The sequence below is a fragment of the Mesorhizobium sp. M7A.F.Ca.US.005.03.1.1 genome (genome assembly GCF_003997975.1).
Taxonomy (GTDB): Bacteria; Pseudomonadota; Alphaproteobacteria; order Rhizobiales; family Rhizobiaceae; genus Mesorhizobium; species Mesorhizobium ciceri.
This window is the reverse complement of record NZ_RZRO01000101.1, coordinates 1-23,306: the sequence shown is the minus strand read 5'-3', so window position 1 is coordinate 23,306 and position 23,306 is coordinate 1. Positions and strand designations below refer to the sequence as shown.

22 protein-coding genes, 1 tRNA gene and 1 pseudogene are annotated in these 23,306 nt (G+C 60.9%); 11 read left to right on the top strand and 13 right to left on the bottom strand.

Going from position 1 to position 23,306, the window contains the following annotated elements; translation table 11 throughout:
* The 5 genes and pseudogenes from EN990_RS36340 to EN990_RS29075 all read left to right on the top strand — a co-directional run.
* Window positions 1-156 (top strand): annotated as a pseudogene (locus EN990_RS36340) (GFA family protein); the annotation flags it as partial.
* 288 nt (window positions 157-444) lie between these two features.
* Window positions 445-822, top strand: a complete 378-nt coding sequence (locus EN990_RS29090) for a hypothetical protein (RefSeq protein ID WP_013531369.1) — start codon at window positions 445-447, stop codon at window positions 820-822.
* 168 nt (window positions 823-990) lie between these two features.
* Window positions 991-1,359 carry a GFA family protein gene (locus tag EN990_RS29085; protein WP_024503891.1) on the top strand — a complete coding sequence of 123 codons (369 nt, stop codon included), beginning with the start codon at window positions 991-993 and terminating at the stop codon, window positions 1,357-1,359.
* A gap of 175 nt (window positions 1,360-1,534) precedes the next feature.
* Window positions 1,535-2,185 (top strand): OmpA family protein, encoded by a 651-nt coding sequence (locus tag EN990_RS29080; protein ID WP_013531371.1) that lies wholly within the window; start codon window positions 1,535-1,537, stop codon window positions 2,183-2,185.
* Window positions 2,186-2,426: 241 nt separating this feature from the next.
* The gene (locus tag EN990_RS29075; RefSeq protein ID WP_013531372.1) at window positions 2,427-3,032 is read left to right on the top strand and encodes a hypothetical protein; all 606 of its coding nucleotides are present in this window, start codon (window positions 2,427-2,429) and stop codon (window positions 3,030-3,032) included.
* A gap of 71 nt (window positions 3,033-3,103) precedes the next feature.
* Here EN990_RS29075 and EN990_RS29070 read toward each other — a convergent pair whose 3' ends face one another.
* Window positions 3,104-4,699 (bottom strand): DEAD/DEAH box helicase, encoded by a 1,596-nt coding sequence (locus tag EN990_RS29070; RefSeq protein ID WP_164753826.1) that lies wholly within the window; start codon window positions 4,697-4,699, stop codon window positions 3,104-3,106.
* Between the two features lie 198 nt (window positions 4,700-4,897).
* Window positions 4,898-5,671: an NAD kinase gene (locus EN990_RS29065; RefSeq protein WP_013531374.1), complete on the bottom strand. Its 774-nt coding sequence runs from the start codon at window positions 5,669-5,671 to the stop codon at window positions 4,898-4,900.
* A gap of 722 nt (window positions 5,672-6,393) precedes the next feature.
* Here EN990_RS29065 and EN990_RS29060 point away from each other — a divergent pair.
* A complete protein-coding gene (locus EN990_RS29060; RefSeq protein WP_127385371.1) occupies window positions 6,394-7,365 on the top strand; it encodes an NAD-dependent epimerase/dehydratase family protein in 972 nt (323 codons plus the stop codon).
* A gap of 115 nt (window positions 7,366-7,480) precedes the next feature.
* Here the strand turns inward: EN990_RS29060 and EN990_RS29055 are convergent, their stop codons facing one another.
* A complete protein-coding gene (locus EN990_RS29055) occupies window positions 7,481-7,759 on the bottom strand; it encodes a hypothetical protein (protein WP_127370232.1) in 279 nt (92 codons plus the stop codon).
* Here EN990_RS29055 and EN990_RS29050 point away from each other — a divergent pair.
* The 3 genes from EN990_RS29050 to EN990_RS29040 all read left to right on the top strand — a co-directional run bounded on the left by EN990_RS29050 (window position 7,731) and on the right by EN990_RS29040 (window position 11,123).
* Window positions 7,731-8,765, top strand: a complete 1,035-nt coding sequence (locus EN990_RS29050) for an extracellular solute-binding protein (protein WP_013531376.1) — start codon at window positions 7,731-7,733, stop codon at window positions 8,763-8,765. The genes EN990_RS29055 and EN990_RS29050 overlap by 29 nt on opposite strands.
* A gap of 85 nt (window positions 8,766-8,850) precedes the next feature.
* The gene (locus tag EN990_RS29045) at window positions 8,851-10,278 is read left to right on the top strand and encodes an amidase (protein WP_064993626.1); all 1,428 of its coding nucleotides are present in this window, start codon (window positions 8,851-8,853) and stop codon (window positions 10,276-10,278) included.
* Window positions 10,279-10,421: 143 nt separating this feature from the next.
* The gene (locus EN990_RS29040) at window positions 10,422-11,123 is read left to right on the top strand and encodes a TetR/AcrR family transcriptional regulator (RefSeq protein ID WP_013531378.1); all 702 of its coding nucleotides are present in this window, start codon (window positions 10,422-10,424) and stop codon (window positions 11,121-11,123) included.
* A 107-nt stretch (window positions 11,124-11,230) separates the two neighbouring features.
* Here the strand turns inward: EN990_RS29040 and EN990_RS29035 are convergent, their stop codons facing one another.
* The 5 genes from EN990_RS29035 to EN990_RS29015 are packed head-to-tail and all read right to left on the bottom strand — an operon-like array spanning window position 11,231 to window position 15,862.
* Window positions 11,231-11,989 carry an MBL fold metallo-hydrolase gene (locus EN990_RS29035; RefSeq protein WP_127370230.1) on the bottom strand — a complete coding sequence of 253 codons (759 nt, stop codon included), beginning with the start codon at window positions 11,987-11,989 and terminating at the stop codon, window positions 11,231-11,233.
* Window positions 11,990-12,009: 20 nt separating this feature from the next.
* Entirely contained in the window at window positions 12,010-13,074 is a 1,065-nt protein-coding gene (locus EN990_RS29030; RefSeq protein WP_127388464.1) for an ABC transporter ATP-binding protein, read from the bottom strand.
* Window positions 13,071-13,853: an ABC transporter permease gene (locus EN990_RS29025; protein ID WP_013531381.1), complete on the bottom strand. Its 783-nt coding sequence runs from the start codon at window positions 13,851-13,853 to the stop codon at window positions 13,071-13,073. Before EN990_RS29025 ends, EN990_RS29030 begins: the two co-directional genes overlap by 4 nt.
* A 1-nt stretch (window position 13,854) precedes the next feature.
* Entirely contained in the window at window positions 13,855-14,757 is a 903-nt protein-coding gene (locus tag EN990_RS29020; protein WP_127388463.1) for an ABC transporter permease, read from the bottom strand.
* Window positions 14,758-14,770: 13 nt separating this feature from the next.
* Entirely contained in the window at window positions 14,771-15,862 is a 1,092-nt protein-coding gene (locus tag EN990_RS29015; protein ID WP_127388462.1) for a spermidine/putrescine ABC transporter substrate-binding protein, read from the bottom strand.
* Window positions 15,863-15,953: 91 nt separating this feature from the next.
* Here EN990_RS29015 and EN990_RS29010 point away from each other — a divergent pair, with 91 nt between their 5' ends.
* Together EN990_RS29010 and EN990_RS29005 are read left to right on the top strand one after the other, a co-directional pair.
* Entirely contained in the window at window positions 15,954-16,568 is a 615-nt protein-coding gene (locus tag EN990_RS29010) for a TetR/AcrR family transcriptional regulator (RefSeq protein WP_013531384.1), read from the top strand.
* A 124-nt stretch (window positions 16,569-16,692) separates the two neighbouring features.
* Window positions 16,693-17,262 (top strand): DUF2569 family protein, encoded by a 570-nt coding sequence (locus EN990_RS29005; RefSeq protein ID WP_127366391.1) that lies wholly within the window; start codon window positions 16,693-16,695, stop codon window positions 17,260-17,262.
* A gap of 367 nt (window positions 17,263-17,629) precedes the next feature.
* On the opposite strand, the gene EN990_RS28995 is transcribed toward EN990_RS29005, so the two are convergent.
* From EN990_RS28995 to EN990_RS28960, 5 genes are all read right to left on the bottom strand, one after another.
* Window positions 17,630-17,929 carry a DUF1236 domain-containing protein gene (locus EN990_RS28995; protein WP_013531386.1) on the bottom strand — a complete coding sequence of 100 codons (300 nt, stop codon included), beginning with the start codon at window positions 17,927-17,929 and terminating at the stop codon, window positions 17,630-17,632.
* Between the two features lie 1,260 nt (window positions 17,930-19,189).
* The gene (locus tag EN990_RS28980) at window positions 19,190-19,897 is read right to left on the bottom strand and encodes a Crp/Fnr family transcriptional regulator (protein ID WP_127369725.1); all 708 of its coding nucleotides are present in this window, start codon (window positions 19,895-19,897) and stop codon (window positions 19,190-19,192) included.
* 608 nt (window positions 19,898-20,505) lie between these two features.
* Window positions 20,506-20,889, bottom strand: a complete 384-nt coding sequence (locus tag EN990_RS28975) for a hypothetical protein (RefSeq protein ID WP_084015764.1) — start codon at window positions 20,887-20,889, stop codon at window positions 20,506-20,508.
* Between the two features lie 269 nt (window positions 20,890-21,158).
* Complete coding sequence (locus tag EN990_RS28970) at window positions 21,159-21,812, bottom strand: outer membrane beta-barrel protein (RefSeq protein WP_013531390.1); 654 nt, start codon at window positions 21,810-21,812, stop codon at window positions 21,159-21,161.
* Window positions 21,813-22,910: 1,098 nt separating this feature from the next.
* Window positions 22,911-22,986: transfer RNA gene (locus tag EN990_RS28960), tRNA-Thr, on the bottom strand.
* Window positions 22,987-23,306 lie beyond the last annotated feature (320 nt).

Genomic DNA, 23,306 nt, shown 5'->3' with positions numbered 1-23,306 from the left:
GCCTACGTCCATGTCGCCATGGGAACGCTCGTCGACGATCCATCCATTCGTCCAACCGGGCACATCTTCGTCGGTTCGAAGGCGGGCTGGTTCACCATCACCGATGACCTGCCGCAGTATCAAGAGCACGTGATTGCCGGCTCCGACCAGCAATAGGCTGGAACCACAGCGGGCCAATCCCGTTTATTCGACGCCCGTTTGCCGGGAATTGACCTTGGCCTCATCTCGTCGGCGGTAGCGGATGCCTGACGTCTGTAGAACGATGTCGGGAATGCATGTTCTTGCGCCGACCAAGGAATCAGCCCAGCATCCAAGGGCTGGGAGAGAAAAAGCATTTATGGCCGGACGCGGCATATCTGCGACCCGACGATCCGGCCACTGGGAAGATACGTTCCGGGAACGGGCAAGCGAAACGCTTGATGCTCGTTTGAAAGGAACGTTTCCATGTCTGCTGCCACACTCAGATCGGCCAATGCCGTTCAACCGGCTGGCCGACTTTTGTTTTCCCTGTTCGCGATCGGCGCGATGGCAATGCTGACGGCACCTGCCTTCGCGCATGACGCCACGCCCACGGCGGCAAAGCCACAAGGCTGGAGTTATCCGTTCGCATGCTGCGCCAACTATGATTGTCGCACGACCCATACGGGCGAAGTGCTGGAGAAACCCGAGGGCTATGTCATCGCCGGAACGGGTGAGGTCGTTCCAATGACCGACAAGCGTGTCAAGGACAGCCCGGACGGCGAGTTCCATTGGTGCGCGCACCAGGGGGGGCTCGACGCCGGCAGGACAATCTGCCTGTTCGTGCCGCCGCGCTCTTATTGACGATAGGAACGCATTCCGAAGTCCGCCTGGTCGCGTGTGACGGGACGGGCTTGCTGAGACCAGCCTGTCGCGGTAGCGCCGGGTGATGCTTGCTGACAGACAGTTGTCAGGAGCACCTCTTTATGCTGCCTTTGCCGCACAGGGTGGCGCGACAGGAGGAGTTCGTTGATGACCATCAAGGCAAGCTGTCATTGCAAGGCGACGACGTTCGAGGTTTCGCAAGCACCGCAGACGGTGACGCAATGCACCTGTTCTTTCTGCTCGAAACGCGGCTCGCTCTGGGCCTATTACGTGCCTTCGCAATTCAAGCTCACCAGCCCGATGGAGAACGTCTCTTTCTATCGTTGGGGGTCGAAGACCGTAAAGCACGGTTTTTGCGCCACCTGCGGCTGCGGCACCTTTACCGAAACGCCGGACTGGTCGACAGGCGAGCCGGATTTCGACAATCCCAAGATCAGCGTCAACTCGCGGCTGTTCGATGATTTCGATCTCGACAAGGTCGAAGTGGTTGTCATAGACGGCAAGAACCTCTGGTAGTTTATCCAAACCATTCCGGCACGGCGATGCGGCGCCACCACCGGGTATTGGTCTCTCGGGAAAAGCCGTGAACGGCGCTTTTGCCGTTCCGCTTTTCGCCGCAATTCATGGTACAAGTCGCGGGAAAGGCTGATTTGGCGCCACCGCAAGGCGTGACTTGGAGAGGGACCATCCTATGAAAAAGACTGTGCTCGTCGTCGTGGCGACGGCTGTGCTCGTGAGCGCCTGCACCACCACCGATCCGTATACAGGCGACCAGAAGATTTCCAACACGGCGGCCGGCGCCGGCCTTGGCGCCCTGGCGGGTGCCAGCCTTGGCCTGCTTGCCGGTGGCAACGACCGCCGCAACGCACTGATCGGCGCCGGCATCGGCGCGCTGGCCGGCGGCGCCATCGGCGCCACGATGGACCAGAACGAGGCCGAACTGCGCCGGCAGCTCGAAGGCACCGGTGTCAGCGTCACCCGCAGCGGCGACCAGATCATCCTCAACATGCCGTCCGACATCACCTTCAACTCGGATCAGGATGCGGTGAAGCCCGGCTTCTACCAGGTCCTGAACTCCGTCGCGCTGGTGCTGAAGAAGTTCAAGCAGACCACGGTCGACGTGTTCGGCCACACCGATTCGACCGGTGGCGACCAGCACAATTTCGATTTGTCGCAGCGTCGTGCTTTGGCGGTGGCGAACTATCTGTCCGGTCAGGGCGTGGATCAGCGGCGCTTCGCCGTCACAGGCTTCGGCAAGACACGCCCGGTCGCATCCAATGCCACAGCCGAAGGTCGGGCCCAGAACCGCCGCGTCGAGATCCAGCTGTCGCCGCTCACCTGATCCGTCCGGCAAGCGGATGCGAAACGGCCCTCATGCGGGGCCGTTTTTGTTTGAGCTGACATCGGCGCTCTGGATGGGTACGGTATAGATTTAGTTATTGCTAAAATATAGCTTTCCGGCGGCCATGGAAAGGAATAGCATCATGGCAGTCCAGCGGGGATGAGGCGGTGTAACCGGCCGCGCAATCAGCATTTTTCCGCCTCGGTCTTGCACGGCCAGATCAGAAATCTGGGAGGAATGCATGACAAGAACAGCCAGCCTTGGGCGCTGTGGCGTCCTCGTTTTAACAGGTTTGGTAGGCGCGTGGCTGAACGTTGCTTCGGCTCGGGCCGAGGACGCCAACAAGGCCGACATCGAAGCCTTGAAAAAGTCGCTCGCCAAATATGAGGATTACACCGCTGCCGTCCGCGACCTCTATCTGTCGACGGTCGGCTGCGTCTACTACAGCGGAGAAAAGATAGCGGGCGCGATGGATTACCCGAAGGGCGCCATGGGTATTCACTTCGTCAATGTCCCGAGTGTCGGCCAGAAGCTCGACCCGATGCACCCCAACGTGCTGATCTATGAACCGACCAAGAAGGGTTTGCGGCTGGTGGGCGCGGAATGGCTGGTGCCTCTGACGCCGGACATAAAGGAGCCTCCGAAGCTGTTTGGCCAAACCTTCATGGGGCCGATGGAGGGGCACTACCCTCTCATCCCGAAGGAGTTCGTCCATTACGACCTTCATGCCTGGCTCGGAGACAATCCGAACGGCATGTTCAGTCCGACGAACCCGAACGTGAAATGCTCGAAGGCCGAGTTTCCGATGCTGGAAAAACCGACCAAGATGATGCCTGGGCCGATGTAACGGGCGAACCAGGCTGGAGCTCTATCGAGAAGGCAAGCCGGATGGCTGGCTTGCCTTCGAAGCGGTCGGGATCAGACCTTGGCGACGATCCGCATGAAGGCCGGCATGTCATCGCCGAAGCCAACGGTGGAATCGTTGTCTTCCTGGTGACGTTGGCGGGCAGGGCGGCTGTTGTCTCGCTGCGGCCGGGTATCGCCGCGTTCCGGTGCGCGCTGTTCGTTGCGATCGGACGATTTGCGCTCGGTGTTTTCCGAACGGATCGCTTCCTTGCGCGAGCGCCGTTCGCCGACGTCGGCGGCTGCCGCTGCGACCTCGGCCACCGGCTGGTCCTCGCGGACTGTTTCCGGTGCCGTGTCTTCGCTGCGCTTGGCGTGGCGTTCGCGCGCTTTGCGCTCGCCGCCCTTTTCCCTGCTGCGGTCGTCGTCCTTGCGGCCGGCGCGGCGCGGTGCGCCCTTGCCACGGCGCGGAGCATCGTCCTCGCCGCCTTCGCTGGCAACCACCGTCGACAAGTCGCCGTCATGCCATTCGATCTTGTTGCCGATCAGCCGCTCGATGGCGTCGATGTATTTGGTGTCCGACTTGGTCGCGATGGTGAAGGATTTTCCGGAGCGTCCGGCGCGGCCGGTACGGCCGATACGGTGGACATAATCCTCGGCATGGATCGGCACGTCATAGTTGAAGACATGGCTGACGTCGGGGATGTCCAAGCCGCGCGCGGCGACGTCGGAAGCGACGAGGTAGCGCAGCTTGCCGTCGCGGAAATTGGCCAGCATCTGCATGCGCGCGCGCTGGTCCATGTCGCCATGCAGCGCACCGGCGTCGAAATCATACTTCAGCAGCGAGCGGAACAGTTCCGACACTTCGATCTTGCGGTTGCAGAAGATGATGGCGTTCTTCAGTTCGGCATCTTCGGCCTTGATCAGGTTGCGCAGCGTCTCGCGCTTGTCCCACGGCTTGGAGCCTGATTTGACCAGCCGCTGGGTGATGTTGGTGGCGGCGGACGCGGCCTTCGAGACCTCGACGCGCACCGGCGCATGCAGGAATTTCTCGGTCAGCTTGGTGATTTCCGGCGGCATCGTCGCCGAGAAGAACAGCGTCTGCCTGGAGAACGGGATCATCTCGCAGATGCGCTCGATGTCGGGAATGAAGCCCATGTCGAGCATGCGGTCGGCTTCGTCGATGACGAGGATCTCGACGCCATTGAGCAACAGCTTGCCGCGCTCGCGGTGATCGAGCAGGCGGCCGGGCGTCGCGATCAGCACGTCGACGCCGCGCTCCAGCTTCTTGTTCTGTTCGTCGAATGAGACACCGCCGATCAGGAGCGCGATGTTGAGCTTGTGGTTCTTGCCATATCGGATGAAATTCTCTTCGACCTGCGCGGCGAGTTCGCGCGTCGGTTCCAGGATCAGCGTGCGCGGCATACGGGCGCGGGCCCGGCCGTTTTCGAGGCGGGTCAGCATCGGCAGCACGAAGGAAGCCGTCTTGCCAGTGCCGGTCTGGGCGATGCCCAAAATATCCTTGCCGAGCAAGGCGTGCGGGATCGCACCAGCCTGGATCGGCGTCGGCTGGGTGTAGCCGGCGTCGGTGACTGCGGAAAGGACCTTCGGCGACAGGCCGAGGTCTGCGAAGGTCAACGCTTCTTGAGCGGTCGTGGTGTCTGAGGACAAGTGTTGTTGTCTTTGGCTGGTTCGGGGAAGCGCAACGGCGTCTAATGGCGTCGCGGCAAGCGCCACGCGCCTGCAAGATCGGTATTGCAATTAGGAGCAAGCCCTCGATTTGTCAACAGAAACGGGCAGCAATGGCACGATTGTGAAGTTGTAACCTTAATCGGGATGCTTAATCGACCTGTCGGTCGCAGAGCCGGCTCAATAGCGGAACTGTTCGGCGAGAATACGCTCGTTCCAGGAATGATTGGGATCGAACAGCAACGTTGCTGTCGCCGTGGGTGATTCTCGCACCGTTACCGAGGTCACCGCCTTGACCTCGGTATGGTCGGCGGCGGCGTTCACCGGCCGCTTTTCCGGCTCGCGGATGTCGAAGCGCACCGTCGCTTTGTTGGAGAGCAGCGCGCCGCGCCAGCGGCGCGGGCGAAACGGGCTGACCGGGGTCAGCGCCAGCAGCGGCGCGTCGAGCGGCAGGATCGGCCCGTGCGCCGAAAGATTGTAGGCGGTGGACCCGGCCGGGGTTGCGATCATGACGCCGTCGCAGTTCAGTTCCTCAAGCCGGACCTGTTCGTCGACGGTGATGCGGATCTTGGCCGTCTGGTACGATTGACGCCACAGCGCCACCTCGTTGATAGCCAGTGCCGAAATCGTTTCGCCTTCCGAGGTCACGGCCAGCATCTCCAGCGGGCGGATCGTTTCGGCGACGGCGGCTTCGAGACGCTCGGTCAGGCCACCGGAACGATACTCGTTCATCAGGAAGCCGATGGTGCCACGGTTCATGCCGTAGACCTTCTTGCCGGTCCCCATCGTGTCGCGCAGGGTCTGCAGCAGGAAGCCGTCACCCCCAAGGGCAACGACGATCTCGGCCTCCTCGACGGAAGACTGGCCATAGCGCGCCGACAGGCTTTCCAGCGCCGTCTTGGCGTCAGCGGTGTCGGACGAGACGAAGGCGATGTGGCTGGCGGCTTTGCTCATGGCTCCCCGATGACGACCGGTTGGCAGCGGCAGGGCCGCGCCAATTTTGGGGTAGCATGGGCGGGGTAGGTCTGCAAACGGAGCCGCCATCCCGGATGGCAATGCCATTCCGGGATGGGAGGCGACCGCGGGACGGCGGATGCGGACATGCGTTCGCGTATCATGTCAAAGGCTACGCGAATGTGATGGTTAAGACCGGCCTTAAAGTCTCGTAAAGCCGGATCGGTCATGTTAGCCGGCAGTGGATGGGTGGCGTGGGGGCTAGCCAGTCGAGGCCGACATATTGCCGGTAACACGCCTGATCATTGTCTTTCTGATGCTGGGAAGCTTCGCGCTGCTCTTTGCCGAACTGGTGCGCCGGTCCGAAGAGACGAGCTTCCGACCGCAGCCCACGGCGTCGCGCTGTGGTGACGCAGCCGGAGCGCCATGCCCGCAAAGGGCGCTGTAGCGCTGTAACCTGATCATCCTTTCGGATGACCGGCGGCATTGGCGGCCGCTTCGGTGCGCGACATCGCGCGGCAGTTTCTCTCCTTAAAAGCAGAGGCCGGTCGGCTGCCGCACGTTCCACTCGTGAAAGCTTGCTGTTTGCACTCGCGGCGCTTGGCGGTGTAGATGGGTGCACCGATTGGCGGAAAGGTTTTTGGGTAGCCTCGTATCCGCCGTTGTTGGGAAACAAGCCCTGTGGCTCGTTGACTGGCCGGGTGTCTGGAGCAGGGGGTTCCATGTCGCGCAGCGTGTTGATTTCTGGTGGCTGCGGCTTCCTCGGCTCACATCTGGTCGACCGTCTGTTGCGGCGAAGCGATCTGGAAAAGCTGATCGTCGTCGACAATCTTTGGACCGGGACGCGAGACAACGTCGCACATGTCGCCGATCCGCGTTTCGATCTGCAGATTGCCGATGCCGAAAGCTTTTCATCCCTTCAACGCTTCGATGAGATCATTCATCTCGCGTCGCCGGCTTCGCCGCTTTGGTACATGCGCGAGCCGGTACGCACGATCAAGGCCAACATCGGCGGCGCGCTCAATCTTCTGACGCTGCTCAAGCCCGGCGGCCGTTTCTGCTTCGCCTCGACCTCGGAAGTCTATGGCGACCCCCTGATTTCACCCCAACCCGAGAGTTACAGGGGATCGGTGGACTGCACCGGTCCCAGGGCCTCTTATGATGAAAGCAAGCGCTGCACCGAGGCATTGCTGTTCGAACAGCAGCGGGTTGTCGGGCTCGACATTCGCGTCGTCAGGATTTTCAACACATATGGGCCGCGAACCCGCATCGACGATGGACGCGCCGTTTCGAACTTTGCCATCCAGGCTCTGACAACCGGGGTGCTGACGGTCTATGGCGACGGGTCCCAATCGCGCAGTTGGGGTTATGTCGACGACATCGTCGAGGGGCTGGAACGTTACTTCTGGCGCGACGGCATCTCGCATCGCGGCCCTCTGAACATCGGCAACGATCACGAGGTTTCCGTCCTGCGCATCGCGGAATTCGTCAGGTCGCTTGTCCCCGGCAGCCGCATCGAGCACCACCCTCCGGCTCCCCAGGATCCGACAAATCGGCGTCCGGACCTGACGTCGGCGAGGCATGTCCTTCCTGGCTGGGAAGCCAGGACGAGCTATCAGGAAGGCATCGGGCGCACCTTCGATTGGTTCCGTCAGCGAATTGCGGCCGGAACCGTTGCGGCCCCAACGGCCTGACGCGCCCGGCGTCGCGGCCAAAGCTCTTTCCTGGCTGCCCACTTGGTCACCACCGCATCGGGCGCACCCATCGGCGAGCCCTGGCCGTATCCGCATAAAGATATTGACTGCATGTTTAGTCATAGTTACTCCTGAGGTCGCGAATTGAGTTGGACAGCCGGCGCCAGCCGGTGAATGGCCACCATGAAGAGGGGAATATCTCGACTGCGATGCGGCTTGCCGTTGCCGGTGCGCCGCATGCCGCAAATGCGATGTCGACGGCCGTTCTCGTGCCGTCGATCGGCATTGTCGCGGCCATCTTTTCGTCAGCAGGAAACGGACCTGAGGCCGTAACGCCGCCGGTCCCAACAATGGGAGCATACAGCATGAACTGGAAACTGACCGCGACGGCCATCGGCCTGTCGCTGCTGACTGTCACGGGCGTTGCCCATGCCGACGGCGAACTCAACATCTACAATTGGGGCAACTACACCAGTCCCGACCTGATCAAGAAGTTCGAGGAGACCTACAAGGTCAAGGTCACCGTCACCGACTATGATTCCAACGATACCGCCCTGGCCAAGGTCCGGCAGGGCGCCTCCGGCTATGACATCGTCGTGCCCTCGGCGAGCGTCGTGCCGGTCTGGATCAGCGAAGGTCTGCTCTTGGAGACCGATCCCAACAAGATGGAGAACTTCAAGAACGTCGATCCCAGGTGGGTCGATGTTCCATTCGATCCAGGCCGCAAATATACCGTTCCATGGCAGTGGGGCACGACCGGCATTTCGGTGAACAAGTCGGTTTATGCCGGCGACCCCAACACATCGGCGATCTTCCTCGACCCACCCCCCGAACTCGTCGGCAAGATCAATGTCGTACCCGAAATGGGTGACATCATGTTCCTCGCCATCGCTTACGAGGGTGGCAAATATTGCAGCAGCGACATGCAGATGCTGAAGAAGGTGCATGACAAGCTGGTGGAGGCGAAGGCGAAATGGCTTTCGCTCGACTATGCGGCCGTCGATGGCCTGGGCAGGGGCGACATCGCCGCGGGCGTCAACTGGAACGGCATATCGCTGCGCGAGCGGCTTGAGAACGACAAGATCGTCTATGGCTATCCCAAGGAAGGCTATCCGATCTGGATGGACAATGTCGCTGTCCTCAAGGACGCCAAAAATGTCGACAACGCCAAGCTGTTCCAGAATTTCATCATGGATCCGCAGAATGCGGCACTGATCTCAGCCTTTGCGCGTTATTCGAACGGTATCAAGGGCTCGGAAGCCTTCATGCCCGACGACATGAAGACCGCGCCGGAAGTCAACATTCCCGCCGATTTCGCCGCCAAGGGCCAGTTCATGCAGGCATGCCCGCCCGACGTGCAGGCGCTCTACACGAAGATCTGGACCGACCTGCAGAAATGACCTGACCAGGCTTTCCCGCGCCGCTGCACGCGGCGCGGTCATCTCCGTCCATGCAACGCGATGCGCAGATCGCAGGAGACTTCCCATGACCGATCTCGACCTTTGCTACATGCCGGCCAGCGAGGCGCTGCGGCTGTTCAAGGCAAAGAAGCTTTCGCCCGTCGAACTGATGCAGGCCACCATCCGCCGCGCCGAAGCCACCAAGCCGACGATCAACTGCCTCACCTTCACGCATTTCGACGAGGCGATGGACCTGGCCAGGAAAGCCGAGGCGAAATACGCCAGGGGGGCCCGTACCGGGGCGCTCGAGGGACTGCCGATCGGCATCAAGGACGAGAGCTACATCAAGGACAAGCCGACCTCGCACGGCTCGCTGCTGTCCCGGGATGCCATCGGTGGCCATACGTCGACGATGAACGAGCGCATCATCAAGGCCGGAGGCATTGTCCATGCCCGCACGGCGACGCCTGAATTCAGCTGCGCCGGCTACACCTGGTCGAAACGCTGGGGCGTGACGCGCAATCCGTGGAACCCGGATTTCACGCCCGGCGGTTCGTCCGGCGGTGCCGCGGCGACGCTGGCGTCCGGCACGTCGTCGATCGCCACCGGCTCGGACATTGCCGGGTCGATCCGAATTCCCGCGTCGGCCTGCGGTCTTGTCGGCTTCAAGCCGCCTTACGGGCGCAATCCGGACGAGCCGCCGTTCAACCTCGATTTCTACTGCCACACCGGACCTTTGGCGCGAAACGTCGGGGATGCGATCCTGCTGCAGAACGTGATGGCCGGACCGAGCCCGCTCGACATCGCCACGCTCCGCCCCAAACTGCGCCTGCCCAGCGACTACAAGCCGATCAAGGGCTGGAAGATTGCTTTCTCGATGGACCTCGGTTCTTTCGAAGTGGACCCCGATGTGCGCAAGAACACGCTTGCCGCCTGCGATGTGTTTCGCTCGCTTGGCGCCACGGTCGAGGAAGTCGATCTGGGCTGGGGCGACGACGTGCTCAAGGCGGGCATGGCCTATCTCGAACATCTGTTCGGCGCCTCGCTGTCGCAACTGCTCAAGGAGCACGGCAAGGACATGACGAGCTATGCCAGGCAGTTCGCCGAGGACGGGCAGAGGTCGAAGGCGACGGACTTTGTCGGAACACTGGAAGTGGCGGCCAGGATGTACCAGACGCTGGGGCCGCTGCTGGAGACCTACGATGTGCTGATCTGCCCGACCAACGCGCTTCCCGCCGTGCCGGCGGAGTTCGATCAGACAACGGGCACGGTCGAGATCAACGGCAAGCAGGTGAACCCGTCGCTTGGCTGGGTGATGACGACGCCGTTCAACATGATGAGCCGCTGTCCGGTTCTATCCGTGCCGTCGGGCCGGGCGGCAAGCGGCGTGCCGACAGGCATCCAGATCGTCGGCCGCACCTATTGCGATGCCGATGTCTTCCGGGCGGCCATGGCCTATGAGACGGCCAAGGGGCAGTGGTACACAAACGCCGAAACGCGCCCGTCGCTATAACAGGGCGATGCGGCCCTTGCCGCGATCGTGGTTGATCTGCGGTTTCGGTTGTGGTGAGCCGACGCCGGACACCTCGAATAGACGGATCCGTGGCGGCGGCGTCGGTGATCGCCGGCAGAAGGTCCGAAAGGAGCTGGACGAAGATGGCGCAACAAAAAGCTGCGGCGGCAAAACGCAAAGGCGCAACGGCGAAGAATGGACGTGCCGCAAACGATGCCGCGCCGCCCAAGGACCGTCGGCGCGAACGCGGCGAAGCCAGCGTGCAGCGGATCATCGACGCCACCATCGAGCTCATCGCGGAGGAGGGGCTGGCAAGCGTCACCATGCAGCGCATCGCCGAACATGTCGGCTCGTCCAATGCCCTGGTCGTCTTCCATTTCCGCAGCAAGGAGAACCTGTTTCGCGCCGTCCTGCAGTATCTCAGCGATCGATATGATGAGCTGTGGGTGACGCTGGTGCGAGCGCCCGGCCTGTCGCCGGTTGAGCGGGCCCTGGGCGCGGTCGATTGCGCGCAACGTTTCGCCCGCCAGCACCCGAAATGGGTTTCGGTCTTTGTCGTGTTCTCCAGCGACCGCAAGAGCATGCAGATCTACAATGAGATCGGCCTGCCGAGCGATCTTGCCTACACCGCCGAAGCGCGCGAGCTGCTGATCGAGATTTCGCGCAGCGGCGGTTACACCGGCGTCGACATCGACACGCTGTCGGAGAGCCTGAATTATCTGGTTCATGGCGCCTGGTACTGGGATCATCTCAATCCATCCAGCCGCGACACCAACGTGCTGCGCAAGACCATGCTGCTCCTGCTGCATCAAGCGTTTCCGCGGCATTTCGAATTGATGCGCTAGAGTAATTCCAGGAAAAGTGTGAAACGGTTTTCCGTCCGGAATTGCGCCAAACAAGGAGTTGGAGTGGTTCGCCGTTTCCGTGAAACGGTGAACCGCTCTGACCGCTTTCAGGGCTGCCGCAGATGGCAGCCGGCTCGCCGCTTCTGTTCCAGATACTCGTCGACGAGCTGGCGGTAGCGCACTTTGCCGAAACTCGGGAAATGGCCGCCATGCACGACCGAGACATCGAGGTCGCGCATACGCAAGAGCGTCGCCATGTAATCGGGGATATCCGAGTGGTAGACATCGTCGATCAGCGGGCCGTCATAGATGATATCGCCTGATAACAGGATGCCCGTCCTGTTTTCATAGAGCGCGATGCCGCCGGGCGAATGGCCGGGCGTGTGGATCACCTCGAAGGCACGATCGCCGAGATCGACGACGTCCCCATGCTCGAGCAAACGGCCGGCCGGTGCGGGCAGAATGCCGTAGCGCGCCGTGTCCCAGCCTTGCGGCATGCGATCGAACATTTCGTCGGTCGCATAGGTGCCGGCTGCCGTCCACTCGTTACGCGGATCGGCGAGGATCCCGGCCTCGGCGGCGTGCACGCAGCGCTCGGGAAATTCGTGGTGACAGCCTATATGGTCGAAATGCGTGTGGCTGGCGACGCAAATCAGCTTGCGCTCGCTGACCAACGGCACGTGACGCCTGAGGCTGAAATGGCCAAGCCCGGTGTCGAACAGGAGATCGCGATCGCGGCCGCGCACATGCCACATATTGCAGCGGAAGAACGGTTTTATCCAAGGCTCGTGGATCAAGGTCACGCCATCGCTCATGCGGATGGTCTCGTACCAGTCTGGTGCCTCGATGACCGCAAGCGTTGCCATGTTTCAATCCGTCAGAAAGTTCAGTCCGTCAGCAGGATGATCTGGTCGGTATCGCAGGAAATCGCGACCCTGTCGCCCGGCTGGACGGTCGCCGTCGCGGGCAATTTGGCGATGAAGTGGAGCGAAGGGTCCTCGACGGAAACGGCGAGCACGCGCTTGAAGCTGCCCTGGAAAACCACGTCGCTCACCTCGGCCGTGCCGAGCCTGACACCGCCGCGCGCCTCGCCGAGGACAAGATGCTCCGGGCGTATGGCCAGCGCAACGGTAGAGCCGACCGGCAAGGCGCCGGGCAGCGAGACCGGCCCGACCGGCGTCGCGACGGTGCTTGTCCTGTCGCTGGCCTCCGTGACCGTGCCGGCGAGGATCGTGCTTTCGCCCATGAAGGTCGCCGAAAAACGCGTCGCCGGCCGTGCGTAGACGCGCTCTGGCGGACCTTCGTCCTCGATGCGCCCGTCATTCATCACCACGCAATGGTCGGCCAGCGCCATCGCCTCTTCCTGGTCGTGCGTGACATGGATAAAGGCGGTGCCGATGCGCTTCTGGATCGCCTTCAATTCATCCTGCATCTGCCGGCGAAGTTTGAGGTCGAGGGCGCCGAGCGGCTCGTCGAGCAAAAGCACCGCCGGCTCGATCACCAGCGCGCGCGCCAGCGCCACGCGCTGCCGTTGGCCGCCGGAGAGCTGATGCGGCTTCTTGTCGAAGGCAGAGGCGAGACCGACCAGCGCCAGCGCCTCGCGCGCCTTTGCGGCGCGTGTCGCGCCGTCGACGCCCTGCATGCGCAGGCCGAAGCCGACATTGCTGCCGACGCTCATATGCGGAAACAGCGCATAGTCCTGGAACACCGTCGTCGTCGGGCGCTTGGCCGGCGGCACCGACGTGCAATCCTCGCCACGGATGAACACCTTGCCTTCGCTGGGCGTGACGAAGCCGCCCAGAATGGACAAGAGCGTCGTCTTGCCGGAGCCGGACGGCCCGAGCAGGATCGTGTAGCTGCCGGGCTCGATCTGCAGCGAGACATCCTTCAGCACGGTGTGCTGGCCGAAGCGATGCGAGACACTGCTGATGTCGACGAGGGGCGCGCTCATGCGGGCTTTCTCCGAAGCAATGTCAGTTCAAAAAACACCACCAGCACGATGGAGACGGCGAAGACCAGCGAGCCGACGGCATTGGTCTTGGGATTGAGGCCGGAACGCAGCAGGTTCCAGATCTCGACCGGCAGCGTGGTGTCGAAGCGGGTGAGCAGGAAGGAGATCACGAATTCGTCCCAGGAGAAGGTCATCGACAGGAAGAAGCCGGCGAAGATGGCCGGCGCCATGACCGGCACGGTGATCAACAGCAGCACCTTCCATTCCGGCGCGCCGAGGTCGCGCGCGGCGCGCTCGATGTTGATCTGGTGGTCGCCCATCTGGCTGTAGATGATGGCAAAGCACAGCGGCAGATTGATCACGACATGGCCGATGCCGGCGGCAAGCAAGGATTTCGGTACGCCGGCCCAGTTGAACAGCACCAGCAGCCCCATGCCGATGATGAGATAGCTGACCGTCAGCGGCAGGGTGATCAGCCCGCGCAGCAGGCCGGAGCCGGGCAGGACGAAGCGGGCAAAGCCCCAGGCGGAAAGGAAGCCGAGCGTCACGGCGGCGAGCGAGGAGATGGACGCCACCAGCAGCGAATTGACCAACGCCGAAGTCAGCCGTGGGTCCGAGAGCACTGCGTCGTACCAGCGCAGCGACGGGCCGGTGAAGGGCGGGATCGGGAACGACGTCGCCTGCAGCGAAAACAGCACCAGCACGATCACGGGCAGGAAGATGAAGCCGTAGACGGCAAGCGCGTAGAGCCAGGAGGCGATGCGGACAATCCTGCGCATCTCAGGCCCGCTCGATCTTCAGCCAGCGGGCGCAGGCGAGATAGGCGATGGTGACCACCGCCATCAGGATGATCGACAGCGCCGAGGCCAGCGGAAAGTCGCCGCGCCGGCCGATCTGCATCATCACCAGCTGCGGCATCAGCAGCTCGTTGTTGCCGCCCAGGATCTGCGGCGTGATGTAGTCGCCGATGCACAGCACGAAAGTGAGGAAGGCGCCGACCATGATGCCGGGCAAGGTCAGCGGCAGCACGACATGCAGGAAGGTTCGCACCGGCCCGGCGCCGAGATCGGCGGCCGCCTTGCGGTAGCTCGGGCTGAGCTGTTTGAGATTGGCGAAGATCGTCAGCGTCAACAACATGACGAAGAAGTGCACGAAGCCGGTGATGGTGGCGAAACGCGTGTTGGCGAGATGCACAGGCTCGCTGATGAGACCGGAGCCGGTCAGCGCCCGGTTTACGACGCCGTTCTGCGCCAGCGCCAGCAGCCAGGAATAGGAGCGCACGACATAGGAGGTCCAGAACGGCAGCACCGCCAGCATCAGCGCCAGCCGCTGCCAGCGCTCCGGCACCTGTTCGGCGAGGATCCAGGCGAAGGGATAGGCGAGCAGCACCGAGACCACGGTGACGATCGCGGTCACCTCAAGCGAGTTCACCATCGCCTGCCAGTAGGAAGGGTTGGTGAAGAACTGGCTGTAGTTGGACAGCGTGAAGCCGCCGCCCTCATGCGCCGTCAGGCTGGAAAACCCCATGGCAATGAACGGCAGCACGAAGAACAGCAGCGTCCAGCCGAGCGCCGGCGTGACCAGCGCCCAGGGCAGAGCAGAGCTCGCCCGGGGCAGAGCAGAGCTCGCCCGGGGCAGGGTATGGCCCGCCCGGGGCAAGGGGTTGTTTCCAGCCGAGCTCATGAGCGCTATCGGCTCATTTCGCCTGCAGCATTTCGGTCCACATGTCCTGCATCTTCTTGTCGAGATCGGCGTTCGGCGCCGGATAGGCCTGGGCACGCGTCAGGAAGCCCGGCTGTTCGTCGAAGCGCAGCACCTTCTTCTGGTCGTCGGTCAGTGCTGCCTTGGTGTTGGCCGGCATGCCCCAGTAGCAGGAGGAGGTGGCAAGCCGCGCCTGGCCCTCCGGGCTCATAATGTACTGGATGAACTTCAGCGCCATGTCCTTGTTCTTGGAATCCTTGAACATGGCCAGCGACTGCGACCACAGAACCGCACCTTCTTTCGGGATGGAGAAGTCCAGCGCCGGGTTTTCCTTGGCCAGGCCCGCCGTCACCCATTCGCCGCCGCCGACCAGTATGTCGACCTCGCCCGTCGCCAGCGCCGTCTGGCTGGCGGTCACTTCGCCGACCAGCTTGGCATTGGCTTTCATCTTCAAGAGCTCGTCCCTGAGGGCGGGCAGGTCGGCTTCGGTGAGATCGGCCGTCTTCTTGCCGATCGCCAGTGCGGCCATGCCGATGACCGGCAGGTAGTAGTCGTAGATGGCGACTTTGCCCTTGTACTTGTCGCCGGTCAGGGCCGCCATCGACTGCATGTCGGCCGGGTCGACCTTGGTCTTGTTGTAGCCGATCGTGTTGTAGCCGAACTTTTCGGTGATGCCGTAGCGCTTGCCGCCGACCATGGCGGAGCCGTCCATCTTCACCTGCGCAAACAGGTCGGCCAGCGGCAGCTTGTCTTCCGGCAGCGGCTCGAACAGGCCTTTTTCGACGCCGCGCGGCACGTCGATCGAATCGATCACCATCACGTCCCAGTCGCCCGGCTGCGACTGTTCGACGATGGCGAGGCCAGCGCCGGTGCCCTCGAATTCCTTGACGTTGACCTTGACGCCATTGGCCTCCTCGAAGGGCTGCAGCAGCGCCGGATCGGCATGATCGCACCAGATCAGCGCGTTGAGGTCGGCGGCCTGGACAGCGCTGCCGGCTGCGAGCAACAGCGCCGCGGCCGCGCACGCAGCATGCAGATGGCTCTTCAACAGGGAAAGCGAATTCATGCTCTTGGAATGTGCGGACATCGAGTGTTCTCCCTTGCCTTTGTGGCTTCTTGCAAAAAATTGAACCAATTCTAAAATTGAGTCAATTCTGTTTTTGTGGCAAGAGGCTGGAATGAGCGGATTGCGGGCAAGGCAAAAGGCGGACCGGCACAGGCGCATCATCGAAGCGGCGGCGGAACTGTTTCGAGAGGCCGGCTATGAGGGCGCCAAGATAGAGGCGATCGCCACGCAGGCCGAGGTCTCGGTCGGCACCATCTACAATTACTACGAGAACAAGGGCGACATCCTCGGCGCCATCGTCTCGCTGGAGGTCAACGAGGTGCTGAATGCCGGGCAGGGCGTCGTCGCCAGGCCGCCGGCCAATGTCGGCGATGCGCTGGATACGCTGATCGGCATCTACATCGAGCACTCGCTGCACTATCTCAGCAAGGAGATGTGGCGGCAGGCAATGGCGATCTCGACGCAACTGCCCGACAGCCCGTTCGGCCAGGCCTACACCGCGCTCGACCGCGCGCTGACCGAACAGATCCGCGCCCTGATCGCCCGCCTGCAGGCGCTCGGCCTGGTGCGGCAGGACATCGACGGAGCAGCGCTCGGCGAACTGATCTTCAACAACATGAACATGATGTTCATCGAATTCGTGAAGCGCGACGCGGCGAAAATACCGGAGCTGCGCGCGGCGATCCGAAGGCAGAACCGGATTTTGGTGGCGGCGATCGGGGTGTGAAGGAGTCAGGAGCAGACAGGAGAAATCGTCGGTTCGACATAACTTCATTCACACGAGGGCTCGCCTCTTGAGTTGAATCTAAAACCTTGTACAACTTAAAGGGGCATAAAAAGGGGAGGGGTAAATGGGGGCGTTTTCCATCTGGCATTGGGCGATCATGCTGCTGTTGATCGGCGTGCCTGTTTTCTTTGCTGTTCGATCGGCCGCGAAGCCGTCGCAGAATCCTGAGACTCTTGTGGGCTTCGGCGGCTGGCTGATGCTGCTGGCTATCGGTCAGGCATTGTCACCGCTGCGCACACTCGCCGAATTGGGGGCCTCCAGCGATGGCTACAACCAGCTCATGCTGGTGCCGAATGGACCCATGGTGGTCTATGGCGAGGTTGCCCTGCTGCTGGCATTCATGGTGTTTCAGCTTGTGGTGCTCGTTGCCATGCTGAGGCGGAGCCTTCGGTTCAAGCAGTTGTTTCTCATCCAATGGCTCGCAATCCCGGTGGCGGTCATACTGGACGCGATCTGGGTCTCCACCGCGATCGGGGTTTCGGTTCGGAAAGTGGTCACTGGCGAGGCGCTTGCGACGTACATAGTCTCGTTTGTGCTGATAGGGCTCTGGGTCGCCTACGTCTACAAGTCCGTCAGGGTGCGGAACACCTTCACCAGGGTTGGGGCATCCACCCAGGTTGCTGGCGCGTCGTAGAAGAAGGCACAACTTGGAATGTTGGAACTGCGCGCGGCGATCCGCGGGCAGAACCGAATTCTTGTGGCGGCGATTGGGGTGTGACCTCGTGCACCACTATGTCGCCATCGAACCTGGAACGGCCAGATCCTGAGCCGACCGACCTCGACCATCATCCGTGACGGCTGCGACCTTTTGGAAGGTCTTTATTTCGGCCTCATTTATACGTGCTGCCCGCGCTCTCGCCTGGAGATCAACCAGGCGCGCCACGAGCGATTGCGACGTCTCGACTTCAGGGTTCATCATTTTCATTTGTCCGATTGAGTGGCGATTTGACGAGCACAACCCGCCGGCATCCCTGCCGGCGGGCCTGGCCCGGTTCGAAGTTTCAGTCGTAGACTTTCACAATCTTGCGTGTGCTCGGGTCCACCAAAACCGTTCGGTTGTCGACCACCGTATAGCGGTATTTGACGTTGGGAACCTCGTGGAGTTCGACCGTGTCTGGCAGAGCCGTGCCGACATTCAACTCCACCCCCGGAAGCTTCACAGAAGCCAAGGGTTGCTTCTTCACGTATTCGCGGACGACGGTGTCCTGTTCCGGTGTGATAACCACATCCTGTGCCGCAACCGCGCCGACGCTGGCCAACAGCAAGAGCGCCGCAGCGGCGCTGCTTAGGTGCATCCTCATTTGTTTTTCTCCTCTTGTAACCTGGCGGCAGCACGATCGGCTGGGCGCCAGCCACCCGAACACGTCGCCAGGCCAAACGTTCCTCATACGGGCCTCTGTCTGAATCCGCGCAGGACCAAAGTCTGGTTGGAAAACGCAATGGTCTTACCCGTTGGGAGTAGGCGGAACGGCTTAGGCCTAAAGGTTGTTGTCTCTCCAATTCGGAGAGAAACAGTGGAAAAAAGTGTCGGCCAGGCGCGATGGTTGCTCGCACCGATTTTCGCAACAGCCATCACCTTCTTGGTGATGGGGGTCGTTCTTGGCTGACATGGCGTGGATCGGCGCAGCTACGTCCCTTCCTGCGCTGATAGGACCCGTGAGCTGCTTCGACGGCGGGCGGGTCCTGTATTTCACCGTGCGCCCATGCATGCTCATTCGGCAGGCGTGGGCGCATTTCTAGCACATGTACCTTGGGAGGTTTATTATGGATCGGCGATCCTTCTTGACTGCAATGTTTGGCGTTGCCGGGGCAGCGGCCCTTGCAAGCGCTGTCCGCCCAACTGACGCAATGGCGGGTGTTCCAGGGGCCGGACACGGCATCCTCGATGAACTTGAGACGCCACAAACAGAGACCTTTGAAGAAGACGCACAGGCAGAAGTGCAGCAAGTCTACCATCGGGACTGGCACTACCGTCCCCACCGCCGCCGGCGGGGCTGGAGACGGGTTTGCCGCAGTTATTGGCGGCATGGTCGCCGTCGCGTCCGGTGCTACCGCCGACGTGGTCCTTCGGTCGTCCTTCGATTTTAACTGATTTCCCGCCTCGGCCCGTTCCGGCTCACGCGCCGAGAACGGGCCGGTTTAGATTCTTTTCGGTGAACGATGACAATGACATTGGTCCACAGATCGAATGAGAGTGGCAGCGCGAACCAACCGGGAAATGGCAACGATGATCGTGCGCCCGGGTTTGTGGCCTCCGTCGCTTTGCCGGACAGAGAAAACATTGCCGACCTTGTCAGACGAACAGAGCGCATGGCCATCTTGGTGGTTCTTGGACTGAGCGGCTGGTTGATGCTCGTCCCCGCTATTTATCTTGTGCTGACGCACGGGATATGAAGCTTGCGGGACATCCGTGCGCGCCCAGGGTTGGATTGCAATCGCATCGGATCGCGGCTTCCGCAGCCGTTTCGTGTCACCGGCAATGTGGGCGGGACGGGCTGTATTGCTGGCGCGAGGCGCAGGTGCTTGGATCACCGCGGCCTACGTCCGGCATGCTTGGAGCGCTATAATCCAACTAGCCGAACGTAATCGGCTTCTGGCTTGCCGTAGGTGCCGTTTGCGCAGGCCGCAAGTCCGCTGCGGTCCCTGATGTGCACTTCGCCACGTCGAGAATAGCTGAAACCACGTCCTTCCAGAACTTGCAGCCCAACGGTAACGCCTGGGCGTCTTGCTCCAAGCATGACGGCGAGAAACTCATGGGTGATCGCAAGGCGCTCGCCGTGGACCCGATCGTCACACATTAGAAGCCAGCGCGCCAACCGCTCTTCAAGGTTTGATTTTGCGTTGATCAGGGCCGTATAGCTGGTCTGGATGTGGAAGTAGTGGACATAGCGCAACAGGAAAAGGCGCAACGTTGGGCTGTTCGCAAGAGCCTCCTTGAAGGGCTCGGTTCCCATCCTGAAAGCGCTGCCGGCCGACTGAACGTAACATTGATGCGCTGCATAGTCAGCGCCCATCACGAGCGCGGCACCGGTCATTCCCTCAAAGCCGACAAGGCCCACCTCGGCTTCCTTACCTGAAGCCGTCGCGACCACAGAAGCGATGCCGTCCTCCAGGAAGTACACCGTCTCGATCTCCGAATCGGCTTTCTCTAAGGTCATTTTCGGCTCGAGGTCACACAGTTCAAGGTGTGGCTGCAAAAGCCCCAGGTCACCAGGGTCAAGCCTGCGCAACAATTGGTTTCTGTAGGAATCGTTCTCTGGATTGGTCATAGCTCAATCCCGCTTGGGGCAAGAGCTTTCCAATCTCCCTGCCGTCTGCGCCCGTAGACACGTGCAGACGATTTAAAAAATATACGCCCTCTGGCGCGCGATTGACAGTGAAATGCAACCTGATGCACGGCGTCCCCTCAGCCGCCGAATTACAAAAGAGGGGTGTACAAAGTTAAAGGGTTGGAATCGTACAGAACTCTGCTTCGTACGAATCCGACAATTTGTGATCGCAGCCAACGAGCCGGCATGATGTAGATGGTTATCAATGTCGAGGCAGAGCGACGAGAGGGCGACCGACCGACTGGCAACGCGACGGCTGTGCCCCATAACGGGTCAAAAGTTTGGCATCTAAATTGCTTTCACAGGTATGGGGTGGGCGAGAGCCCGTCGCTTCGCAAATGGAGCGGCGGGTCTACCCTACCAGTGACTGTCGAATGGCCGCGGCAGCAGAATGTACCGCCTTTCAGCAGAAACTAACGGAACATCCGTACTCGCCCAAAGTTGGGTTGCAGGAAGCATCGCATGCGGGCTTCCGCAGCCCGTTTCGTGTCACCGGCAATGTGGGCGGGGCGGGCTGTTTTGCGTTGGTACGCAATTTATACCGCTGACTACTTGTGGGTAATCCAGTCCAACAAGCCAACGTCAACCTGCTCGCACCCGACATATTCGCGGACCAGGCTTTCAGCCAGGTGGCGCCATTCACACTCGGGAACGCTTGCTTCCCTGACCAGGTTTCGAAATGCAGAGCGGAGAATGTCGGCATCGAAGGCCGAGACAGCAACAGGACCTGGGTCCAGATCTTCCCAACCTCGGGCCATGTCATCGCGATGACGTTGGCGAAGGCGCTTGAGCAGTTCGCGCGAGGCCTCGATTGCGCGTCGGGAGTGGTCCATATCACGGCGAAATGAGGCAGTTCCGGCCAGGGAATGGTGCCGCAACCGAAAGCTGGTTTCTATAACCGCGCGTGCGACTTCTATATGCGTTTCTGCCATCGCGGCCTCCCTTCCTGCGAAAGGATTTATTTACTCTCTTGTCACGCGTGACCCAAGAAGGATTCAACGTACGGTTTGATACGAAGGGGTGGCGCGCAGATGGGCATGGTCCCGAACGAACGAAGGGCCTGAACGGCAAACTATTTGCGATCCAGGCCCCTAGCCGTCGGGTTCGTGGCGACATTGCGCCCGCGGAATGCCGTTCACAAGCTGGACCTTGGTCTTGCCATTCCCGCGGAGGGCGTCAAAGTCGGAGACGCGCTGAACAGTTAGAACTTCATCGCGATGCCGACGCGGAAATCGTGCGTCTGAAGCGTGTGTTCCAGCGTGCATCCGCCGCCACAATATTCAAGCGACTTCTTGCCGAAGAAGGAGAAGTCGTATTCGCCGCGCAAGAACACGTTGTGTGTGAGCGCGACGTCGATGCCTGCTCCAACAACACCACCGACCAAGGTGGCATCCCGCTCAGCGTTTCCACCCGGGTAGAATGTCTTCAGCTTTGCAGCGGTTACACCAGCCGTGACAAACGGCATGTAGGCTCCCATGTCCATGCCAACGCGACCCTTTACGGATCCGAACAAACCTGTGGAGGCGTCAAGGACGCCTGGGCCTGGAATATCGTCGAAGGTGTTCTTCTTGAAGCGGTAGCCAAGCTCGCCTTCGACGCCATAGACAATCTTGCCGGATTGGAGGTTATAGCCTGCAAAGCCGCCGACCGTTGCCGAGCCGACATTATGCGTTGCGCCAGCCTGGGCGCCCGGTCCATAGATCTTGTAGTGTTCCAACGTTCCGGCGCCGAACACGCCGGCGTATGGCCCTTGCCAGGTCCATTCAGGGGTATCGACAGGAGCGATCGTCATATCGGCAGCCATGGCCGGAGCCGCGGAAAGCGCAACGAATGAAGCGAGCAAAAAAGCTTTCATGAAATCCCCATCAAAATCGCCAATCGCCTTATATCGATGAGCCTGCAACTTTGTATATAGCTAGGAAGTCACACCCGTAGGCTAAGTTGCTGCGCCTGAATTCGGCGAAATAGGTATCGGGATGGCCGGTGCAAGCAGGCATCCCTCGAAGAGCTCAATACTTCCGCGTCAGGCTTCGATGCGGGCATTATCGAGAAATTCAAGTGCGGAGCGTGGAAGGGTGCCGTTCTGATCTTCAATGAAGCCGCTGCCGCACGGATCAGGCTTGCAGCTGTGTTCGTGAAGAATGCCGATGGGTATACCGGACGGCTCAATCCGCAGCAATCAGGAAGGATGCCGTCGACGCCATAGTTAGGCGGCGGCGCGCAGGGCGGTGACTCGCCCAATGTCCGGGTCCCTTCTCAGCCATCTATCGGTAAAGTCCCGGGTATTTGGCCTTCTCAGCCTGGCAATTTCCCGCTCTCTGGACCGCCATGGCGTAAGCTCTTTCATAGGTGCGAATGGCCTTCCGGAACTTAGGAGGATTAGGCGTCAGGTGTTTTTCTAATCCCCTCGTACAAAAGCACAGGGACAGCAATGATAGCTTTTCCATCTTCTGTAGGCCTCAGCCGGCACCTTTGCATAACGCCGTTGAGGTTACCTGCCATTTTAGCGGCCAAATTTAACTTGGCATCGGGCATCCCGACCAGGAAGTGGATATTGTCCTGTCCTGCCGAAGCCGCCGAAGACGCGAAGCAAATTGCGGCGGCGAGTGCGACCAAAATGCGGATCAAAGTGACGTCCCCCCAATATTCCCAAATCTGAGCCAGGCTGAATATTTGGCAACCTAGCACCAAGCACACTATCCACAAATATGACACCTTCAAAACGCTCTCGCTCGATGCGCCAATGGGAGGGACTGACCTTAGGCGAATCGATTTGCTGGTGGCGCCGGAACCTTACGAGCCGGAGGAGGACGAAGAGGATGATCCGGATACGGTGATGCTCTGGGGCGGATACTCGCGTTGGCAAATGAAAAATTCCAGGTGGATAAGCGGTGGATCGAACCCGAACCTTGTTTTCTAAGCTTTTGAAAATGTTATGGTTTTTGCATTGTGCTGGTGCCCCCGGACGGAATCGAACCGCCGACCTTCGGTTTACAAAACCGCTGCTCTACCAGCTGAGCTACAAGGGCACGGCGCTCCGGTTAGCATATTTGTTGCGCCAGTAAAGACAAAACTCCGTTTTTCCCGGCATGCCGCATGGGCCGTCGGCGAGGGCATCCTGAAAACCGCCGGATTGCTTCCTACATCTAGGGAAGGGTGCAATCGCTTCGAGCAGGGGTGTCGCATGATCAGATTTGTCATCATTCTCCCGATCATCTTCGTGGCCTGGATGCTGCTGGTGAAGATCATCAGCGACGTGAAGAAGGCCAATGTCGACTGGACCGGCGTCACCACCATCATCGGCTTCATCGCGCTGGCGTTCTGGCTGCGCCATGTCACGGGGATGGGG

Coding starts and splice junctions, on each gene's coding strand:
- EN990_RS29090 (WP_013531369.1), top strand. CDS start 445: ATGTCTGCTGCCACACTCAGATCGGCCAATGCCGTTCAACCGGCTGGC.
- EN990_RS29085 (WP_024503891.1), top strand. CDS start 991: ATGACCATCAAGGCAAGCTGTCATTGCAAGGCGACGACGTTCGAGGTT.
- EN990_RS29080 (WP_013531371.1), top strand. CDS start 1,535: ATGAAAAAGACTGTGCTCGTCGTCGTGGCGACGGCTGTGCTCGTGAGC.
- EN990_RS29075 (WP_013531372.1), top strand. CDS start 2,427: ATGACAAGAACAGCCAGCCTTGGGCGCTGTGGCGTCCTCGTTTTAACA.
- EN990_RS29065 (WP_013531374.1), bottom strand. CDS start 5,671: ATGAGCAAAGCCGCCAGCCACATCGCCTTCGTCTCGTCCGACACCGCT.
- EN990_RS29060 (WP_127385371.1), top strand. CDS start 6,394: ATGTCGCGCAGCGTGTTGATTTCTGGTGGCTGCGGCTTCCTCGGCTCA.
- EN990_RS29050 (WP_013531376.1), top strand. CDS start 7,731: ATGAACTGGAAACTGACCGCGACGGCCATCGGCCTGTCGCTGCTGACT.
- EN990_RS29055 (WP_127370232.1), bottom strand. CDS start 7,759: ATGGCCGTCGCGGTCAGTTTCCAGTTCATGCTGTATGCTCCCATTGTT.
- EN990_RS29045 (WP_064993626.1), top strand. CDS start 8,851: ATGACCGATCTCGACCTTTGCTACATGCCGGCCAGCGAGGCGCTGCGG.
- EN990_RS29040 (WP_013531378.1), top strand. CDS start 10,422: ATGGCGCAACAAAAAGCTGCGGCGGCAAAACGCAAAGGCGCAACGGCG.
- EN990_RS29035 (WP_127370230.1), bottom strand. CDS start 11,989: ATGGCAACGCTTGCGGTCATCGAGGCACCAGACTGGTACGAGACCATC.
- EN990_RS29030 (WP_127388464.1), bottom strand. CDS start 13,074: ATGAGCGCGCCCCTCGTCGACATCAGCAGTGTCTCGCATCGCTTCGGC.
- EN990_RS29025 (WP_013531381.1), bottom strand. CDS start 13,853: ATGCGCAGGATTGTCCGCATCGCCTCCTGGCTCTACGCGCTTGCCGTC.
- EN990_RS29020 (WP_127388463.1), bottom strand. CDS start 14,757: ATGAGCTCGGCTGGAAACAACCCCTTGCCCCGGGCGGGCCATACCCTG.
- EN990_RS29015 (WP_127388462.1), bottom strand. CDS start 15,862: ATGTCCGCACATTCCAAGAGCATGAATTCGCTTTCCCTGTTGAAGAGC.
- EN990_RS29010 (WP_013531384.1), top strand. CDS start 15,954: ATGAGCGGATTGCGGGCAAGGCAAAAGGCGGACCGGCACAGGCGCATC.
- EN990_RS29005 (WP_127366391.1), top strand. CDS start 16,693: ATGGGGGCGTTTTCCATCTGGCATTGGGCGATCATGCTGCTGTTGATC.
- EN990_RS28995 (WP_013531386.1), bottom strand. CDS start 17,929: ATGAGGATGCACCTAAGCAGCGCCGCTGCGGCGCTCTTGCTGTTGGCC.
- EN990_RS28980 (WP_127369725.1), bottom strand. CDS start 19,897: ATGACCAATCCAGAGAACGATTCCTACAGAAACCAATTGTTGCGCAGG.
- EN990_RS28975 (WP_084015764.1), bottom strand. CDS start 20,889: ATGGCAGAAACGCATATAGAAGTCGCACGCGCGGTTATAGAAACCAGC.
- EN990_RS28970 (WP_013531390.1), bottom strand. CDS start 21,812: ATGAAAGCTTTTTTGCTCGCTTCATTCGTTGCGCTTTCCGCGGCTCCG.